Here is a 7,226-nt window from a genome sequence, read left to right on the forward strand (position 1 = left end):
GAATGGTAAACAAGTTGCAATGGAATTAAATAAATAGTGAAGAAACATAAATAATTCTACACTTCTTCATTATTTTGATTTCTTATCTCAAAAAAGCAGTGCCTTTTAGGCACTGCTTTTAGCTATTAATAACGTGGTATTTTCGTAATTTGTGCCACGCCTGAATCAATAGCTGCTTTCGCTACTGCTTCCGCAACACTTGGAACAACTCTTTTATCTAATGGATTCGGGATTACATAATTCGCATTACGTTCTTCATCAGTAATGATGTTAGCGATCCCATATGCTGCCGCTAATTTCATCTCTTCTGTAATATCAGTTGCGCGCACATCTAACGCACCGCGGAATATTCCGGGAAACGCCAATACATTATTTACTTGATTCGCATAATCCGAGCGCCCAGTTCCTACTACAGCTGCCCCAGCCTCTAATGCATCCTCAGGGAAGATTTCTGGAATTGGATTCGCCATTGCAAACACAATTGCTTTCTCATTCATCGTCTGTACAAGTTCTTTCGTTAATACGTTAGGAGCAGATACGCCAATAAAAATATCAGCTTGGTTAATCGCTTCTTTTAACGTTCCACGCACATGTTCACGATTTGTCTTTTTTGAAACTTCAATTTGCGCTTCGTTCATCCATGTTTCACCTTCACAAACAATACCTTCTAGGCTAACTAGCGTAATGTGCTTTGCACCAGCCTTTAATAATAATTTTCCAATTGCAATTCCTGCCGAACCCGCACCGTTAATAACGATTTTCACATTATCCATTTGTTTGCTAACAACTTTTAATGCATTAATAACAGCTGCTAAAACGACAATAGCTGTTCCATGTTGATCATCATGGAATACAGGAATATTCGTTTCTTCTTTTAATCGTTTTTCAATTTCAAAACAACGCGGTGCTGCAATATCTTCTAAATTAATCCCTGCAAATGTAGGCTCTAAATTTTTCACAAGGGTAACGATTTCATCTACATCCGTTGTGCCTAAACATAATGGGAAAGCATCTACATTCGCAAACTTCTTAAACAAAATACTTTTTCCTTCCATAACAGGCATAGCCGCTTTCGGTCCAATGTTTCCTAAACCGAGTACCGCTGTTCCATCTGAGACAACTGCCACCATATTACCACGTGCTGTATAGTCATACACCGTTTCTTCATCTGCCGCAATTGCTTTACAAGACTCCGCTACACCTGGTGTATACGTCAGGCTTAAATCATCCGCTGAATTTACTTCTACTTTACTTGTAATTTCAATTTTCCCTACTAATTCTTTATGCAATAACAATGATCTTTCATTAATTTGATTTGCTAACATACTTATAATCTCCCCTTAATTTGACAAGCTAGCTATATGAATATAGCTAGCTTGTTTGATCATGAAAACATCTTTAATAATATTGTCGCTGTTACAACCATTGCCGCTCCGCCTAAACGAGTCGAAATTTGCGCGAACGGCATTAATTCCATACGATTTGAAGCTGATAAAATAGCAACATCTCCAGTTCCACCTAAACCGCTATGACATCCAGTTACAATCGCTGATTCAACTGGATACATTTTCATCACTTTCCCTACAAGAAAACCTGATGCTACCATTGTAAGAACAACCGATGCGCACACAACAACATATCCTACTGAAAGAACTGCTGCTACGTCTTTTAACGGAATATATAGCAATCCTAATCCAACCATTAAAGGCCAAGTTAAGTTCTTCGAAATAAATTTATATAAATGGAATGCTCCTTGCTCCATTTTTGCTGGCATTAATTTAAAGTATTTCACAAGCGCTGCTGAGAAAATCATAATGATTGCCCCAGGAATACCAATGAACTTAGAAGCAAATCCTCCGAAGATGAAGAACGTACACGCAATTAATAAACCTGCTCCCATTAATGAGAAGTCAATTGGCTTCTCTGTATTTTGTTCTTTTAATAATTCTGCTTGATTGTCTGTTTTCACTAATACACCGTTACCACTAAGCTCCGGTTTCTTCTCACCTAAACGCTTCATATACCCTGCACTTACAATTGCGAACATATTTCCAATAATAGCTGCTGGAATAAGCTGTGATACAAACGTTGCTGATGATTCATTTAAAATATCACTATAAGCTAGCGACAATGGTAAAATCCCTTCCCCGATACCACCACTCACAATTGGTACGATGATAAAGAAGAATGTGTGCTTCATTTCAAATCCAAATAATGAACCGACCAATAATCCTACTGCTACAGAAGCTAACGTCCCTACTACTAAAGGAATAAACATACGAACGAAACCTTGTACTAACACTTTACGGTTCATTCCTAAAATACTTCCGACTACTAAACAAGAAATATATAAATATAAAAAGTTCGATTTTTTCATTAACATAGTCGCAGCTTCCATTGAAGCTGGATTCATCCAGTTAAAAAATACAAGTAATGATGGAATAAATAACGAAAGTATTGCTGGACCACCGATATTTTTTAAAATTGGAATTCTCATCCCAATATCGCCTAAGAAAATCCCCATGATCATAATAACTGCAAATCCACCAATCATATCTGCTGGCAATTTATTATATACAGATGCCCCATAAATAATAGCAGCCAATACTACATATAACGGTAAAGGTATAACACCGATTTTTACATTCATAATTTTAGAAGCGAAAGATTCTCTTTGTACTTCATTTCCTTCAGAAAATGATACCGCTTCCACATTCTTTTGAATTCCCATATGGCACCCCCTCGTTTTCTTAATAACAATATTAAAACGCTTTCAATAGTAAAAATAGTTTTTGTAAGTTTTGTAATTGATTTTGTAATTAAAAAAAGTATAAGCGACTTATGTTAAGTCGCTTATACGTAAAACTCTATTTTCTTTTGATCAACACATCTTAATTTACTTACAGGTCTTCCCACATGTTGGTACATCATTTCGTTTTCTAACACCCCAATGTCAGTCAGAAACATTACATATTTTCGAATAGAAACTCTTGAAATTCCAACTAATTGTGCCATTTCATCTGTTGTAAATACTCTTCCATTCAGAGACTCGATCTTCTGCCAAATTAATTGCAACGTTTGCTTCGTTAACCCTTTTGGAAGCTCTTTCGTCACAGTAGGCTCTCTTTTTTCTTTTTGTAAAATTAATGAATCTAATTCCGATTGACTAATTTTTTGTTGTTCTTTCATGAAAGTAAGTTTTTCTCGATATATAGTTAATGCCTCTTTAAATCGTTCAAATGTAAATGGTTTAATTAAATAATCTACTACGCCATATTGTAATGCTTTTTTTATACTTCCCATATCATGTACAGCTGAAATCATTATAATATCGCTTTCTTTTTCTTGGTTCCGGATATACATTAAAAGCTCAAAACCAGTCTCTTCAGGCATAAAAATATCAAGTAATACTAAATCTACTCGTGATTTCTCTAATATTTCTATCGCTGACTTTACTGAGTTAACTGCTTGAACAAGTTCAAATCCTCCTACTTGCTCTAAATAATGCGTATTTAACATTGCTACCATCGGGTCATCTTCTACAATTAAAACTTTAATCATATTTGCCTCTCATCCCTACCTTTAGGTATTTCAATCGTTATCGTTGTTCCCTTTCCTACTAATGAATGCATATGAATTTCCCCATTTATTCGCTGTATACTTTCTTTTACAAGATACAAACCATAACCGCGGTTATCTCCCTTTGTGGAATAACCTTTCGTAAATAATTCCTCTATTTCTTTTTCTTTTATACCTTTTCCCGTATCTTGCACTGTAATAGTTAGTATATCCCCATGTTGTATCTTAACTTCAACTCGCTTCTTTTCACAATTCGTAACTGCCTCTAATGCATTATCAATTAAATTTCCGACAATCGTAATAAGTTCATGAGTAATACTTTCAACATCTATTTCCGGCATGTAAGAATCTTCACTTATAATTAATTTTATATTTTTCTCTCTAGCATAGCTGAGCTTACCTAGTAAAAAACCAGCAAATACTGGACTTTTTATTCTTTTCATAACTCCACCAATTTCATATTGATGCTCTGATACCATGCCGCTTATATACTTCTGTAATTCTTCATACTGTTTCATATGTGTAAGCCCTAATACGACATGCATCTTATTCATAAACTCATGAGATTGTGCCCGTAATGCTTCTGCATATAGTCTAATACCAGTTAGTTCCTCTGCTAGTTTTCTAATCTCTGTTTTATCACGAAATGTTGCAATTGCACCAACTATTTCTCCTTTTACATATAAAGGAACTCGATTCGTCACAATCGTAATTCCATAAATATTTTGTTCTTCGTTTAATTGTACTTCTCCCGTTTGCAATACTTCTTTTATACGTGAATTTGGCATATACAACTCAACATCTTTACCGATAAAATCTTCTTCAAGTCCGCTTTTTTTAAATAGACGTTTCGCTTCATTATTAATTAACGTTACTCTAGCCTCTTTATCTACAGCAATAATACCTTCCTTTACAGATTGTAGCATCGTATTTCTTTCTTCAAGAATTTTTGCTATCCTGTGCGGCTCAAGACCGAATAAACTTTTCTTTATATGTCTAGCTAGCAATATTGCTCCTATAATTCCGACTAATACACCCACTCCGACACCAATATAAATAATATGTCTACTTTCCTTAACTCTCTCTTTTACATTATCTGCTGAAATACCAACAGCCACTGCTCCAAGTTGTTCACCTGTTTCAGAAAATATTGGTACAAACACTCGCATGGAAATACCTAAAGTTCCTTCTGCTAACGATACATGTTCTTTTCCTTTCAATGCAGGCCCTTCATCTCCCCCAATAAAATGATGCCCTATTTTTTGAGGATTTGGATGTGACTTTCTTATTCCATTCATGTCCATAACTACAATAAATTGAACACCTGTGTTTTGTAATATTCTATTTGTATACGTTTGGATTGCAGAGGTATCTGCTTTCCCAACCAAACCATCGATTACAATCGAATCATTCGCCACAATGTGTGCAATTGTTTTTGCTTTCTCTGCTTGGCTATCCTCCGTCGTCCGTTCTACATTATGACTAATTAATATATCTGTCACAAGTAAAGAAAAAATTACAACTGTACAAACTAACAATGTAATCGTTTTCCATAAATTCCATAGTCTTTTTCTTTTTTTCATCCTGTTAATGACTCCCCTAATTGCTGAATAGAAAAATAAGTAAGGTGATATTATTTTCACCTTACTTATCTGCTGTTATTATACTTTAAATTTACTAGTCATCGCTTGTAGTTCTTCTGCCATCTCAGCTAAGTTTTGCGAAGCTGAACTAATTTCCTCCATGGAATTAACCTGTTCTTCTGTTGAAGCTGCAACACTTTGCATACTAGCTGTATTTTCTTCTGCAGCAGCTGCAATTTCATCAATAGCATTTGTCACTTCATTTGCATCTCCAGCAATTCTCTTCGTTGTTTCTACCATTTGATTAACTTGAGAAACAATATGTGTAGTAGAACTTAAAATTTCCGTAAAACTTACTTTCGTTTTTGTTACAACATCAAGGCCTTGTTGAACTTCTCCATTCACATTATCCATCGCCTTAACAGTATGTTCAATATCCGCCTTAATTTCTGCAATTAAATTTGCAATCTCTCCAGATGACTCTCCTGATTGCTCTGCTAATTTTCTAACCTCATCTGCTACAATAGCAAATCCTCGTCCCTGTTCACCTGCTCTTGCTGCTTCAATAGCCGCATTTAAAGCTAATAAGTTTGTTTGAGTTGCAATGTTTTGAATTGCTTCAGAAATAGCTCCTACTTGCTTTGATTTCTCATCAAGAAGTTTAATAATAGCATCTGACTCGGATACCGACCTAGAAATAGACTGCATTTGTTTTGCGGTTTGTTCAACTAAATCTTCTCCCTCTTCAGCTCTTTCACGGGCATGTAATGAGGAAATAGAAATTGACTCTGCGCTTCCAGTTACATCTTGAATTGCTGTATTTACTTGTTGTAATGTAGCCGCACCTTCTTCAACACCTTGACTTTGTGACTCAGCCCCACCTGATACTTGTTCCATCGCAATTGTAATTTGATCTGTCGCATCATTTGCTTGCTGTACGCTCGCTGTTAACTCTTCAGCCGATGCTGCAACATGTTCTGCTGAAAAGCTAATTTGGGTAATAACATCCTGTAAAGACATAGACATTTCATTAAATGAATTCCCTAATTTCCCTATGTCATCCTTGGAATGGATTGTAATTTTCTCTGTTAAATCTCCCTTACTAATTTTATATGCCGATTCAGCTATTTTTCGTAATGGCCCTGTAATAGACTTTGTAATGAAATAAATTAATATACTACCAAATGCAATAGCAATAGCAATGACAATCAAAGTCTTATAAAACACTGGACTGGCAGCTTGGTTAATTTCTTCATCGAACATAACACCAACTACTTTCCAGCCTGTTTTCTCATTTGTTGCAAAGATTAAATTCTTTTTATCATCTTGTTCTGTATAAGACACATTTCCTTGTTTTTCTTCATAAATTGGTTTAATCCAAGGATCAGTAACTTTTGCACCTGGTTTTCTAGATGGATGACTAACAATTTGCTTATTTTGATCTAAAATAACTGCATAACCTTTTTCACCAATATTAATCATTTTGGAAATTTTTAAGATGTTATCTAAATTTAAGTTAATTCCTATAACACCTTTACCATCTTTTACTTCTTTAGCAATTGTCACTACCATATTTTTGGTAGATGCTGATTGATATGGTGAAGTAACAATTACTTTCCCTTTATTTTCATGTGCTTCTTTATACCAAGATCTATCTCTTGGATTGTATCCATCAGCCATTTGGATAAATGGTTCTCTTATAAACTTTCCCGTCTCTGTTCCAATATAAATACCTTCTACTTCTGGATGAAGTTTTATATATTGCGCTAGCTTCGTTCTTACTATTTCTTCCTGTCCATTTAGATATGTATCTTCTGTTAAGATGTCTGCAAAGTACGTCGCATCAACAAATTTCTCTTCTATATTTTGAGAAATAACAGTATTTAAAATCGAAATATTCTCCTTTGCTTTAGCTGTCATTTGATGTTCAAAATTTGTTTTGGCAGTTTGATATGAAACACCACCAATAATAATTCCTGGTATAGTTAAAATAATAAAGAATGAAATGATTAATTTTTTATTGATACTCATACATTTAACCCAGTTAAATATTTTTTGCATAAT

The 7,226-nt window shown here is 34.7% G+C and carries 5 protein-coding genes; all 5 read right to left on the reverse strand.

Annotated features, from left to right (window positions below; genetic code table 11):
- Nucleotides 1–125: 125 nt before the first annotated feature.
- On the reverse strand, nucleotides 126–1,325 hold the full coding sequence (locus ACQGSG_RS14580) for an NAD(P)-dependent malic enzyme (protein ID WP_000880782.1): 1,200 nt from the start codon (nucleotides 1,323–1,325) through the stop codon (nucleotides 126–128).
- Between the two features lie 59 nt (nucleotides 1,326–1,384).
- The gene (locus tag ACQGSG_RS14585) at nucleotides 1,385–2,731 is read right to left on the reverse strand and encodes a 2-hydroxycarboxylate transporter family protein (RefSeq protein ID WP_000512722.1); all 1,347 of its coding nucleotides are present in this window, start codon (nucleotides 2,729–2,731) and stop codon (nucleotides 1,385–1,387) included.
- Nucleotides 2,732–2,853: 122 nt separating this feature from the next.
- A complete protein-coding gene (locus ACQGSG_RS14590) occupies nucleotides 2,854–3,561 on the reverse strand; it encodes a response regulator (RefSeq protein ID WP_000598668.1) in 708 nt (235 codons plus the stop codon).
- Nucleotides 3,558–5,162 (reverse strand): sensor histidine kinase, encoded by a 1,605-nt coding sequence (locus ACQGSG_RS14595; RefSeq protein WP_000746422.1) that lies wholly within the window; start codon nucleotides 5,160–5,162, stop codon nucleotides 3,558–3,560. The genes ACQGSG_RS14590 and ACQGSG_RS14595 overlap by 4 nt, the downstream gene beginning before the upstream one ends.
- Nucleotides 5,163–5,240: 78 nt before the next feature.
- On the reverse strand, nucleotides 5,241–7,082 hold the full coding sequence (locus ACQGSG_RS14600) for a methyl-accepting chemotaxis protein (protein ID WP_370941342.1): 1,842 nt from the start codon (nucleotides 7,080–7,082) through the stop codon (nucleotides 5,241–5,243).
- Nucleotides 7,083–7,226: the final 144 nt, after the last annotated feature.

This window comes from Bacillus sp. GMa5/1, assembly GCF_050172015.1.
Classification (GTDB): domain Bacteria; phylum Bacillota; class Bacilli; order Bacillales; family Bacillaceae_G; genus Bacillus_A; species Bacillus_A cereus.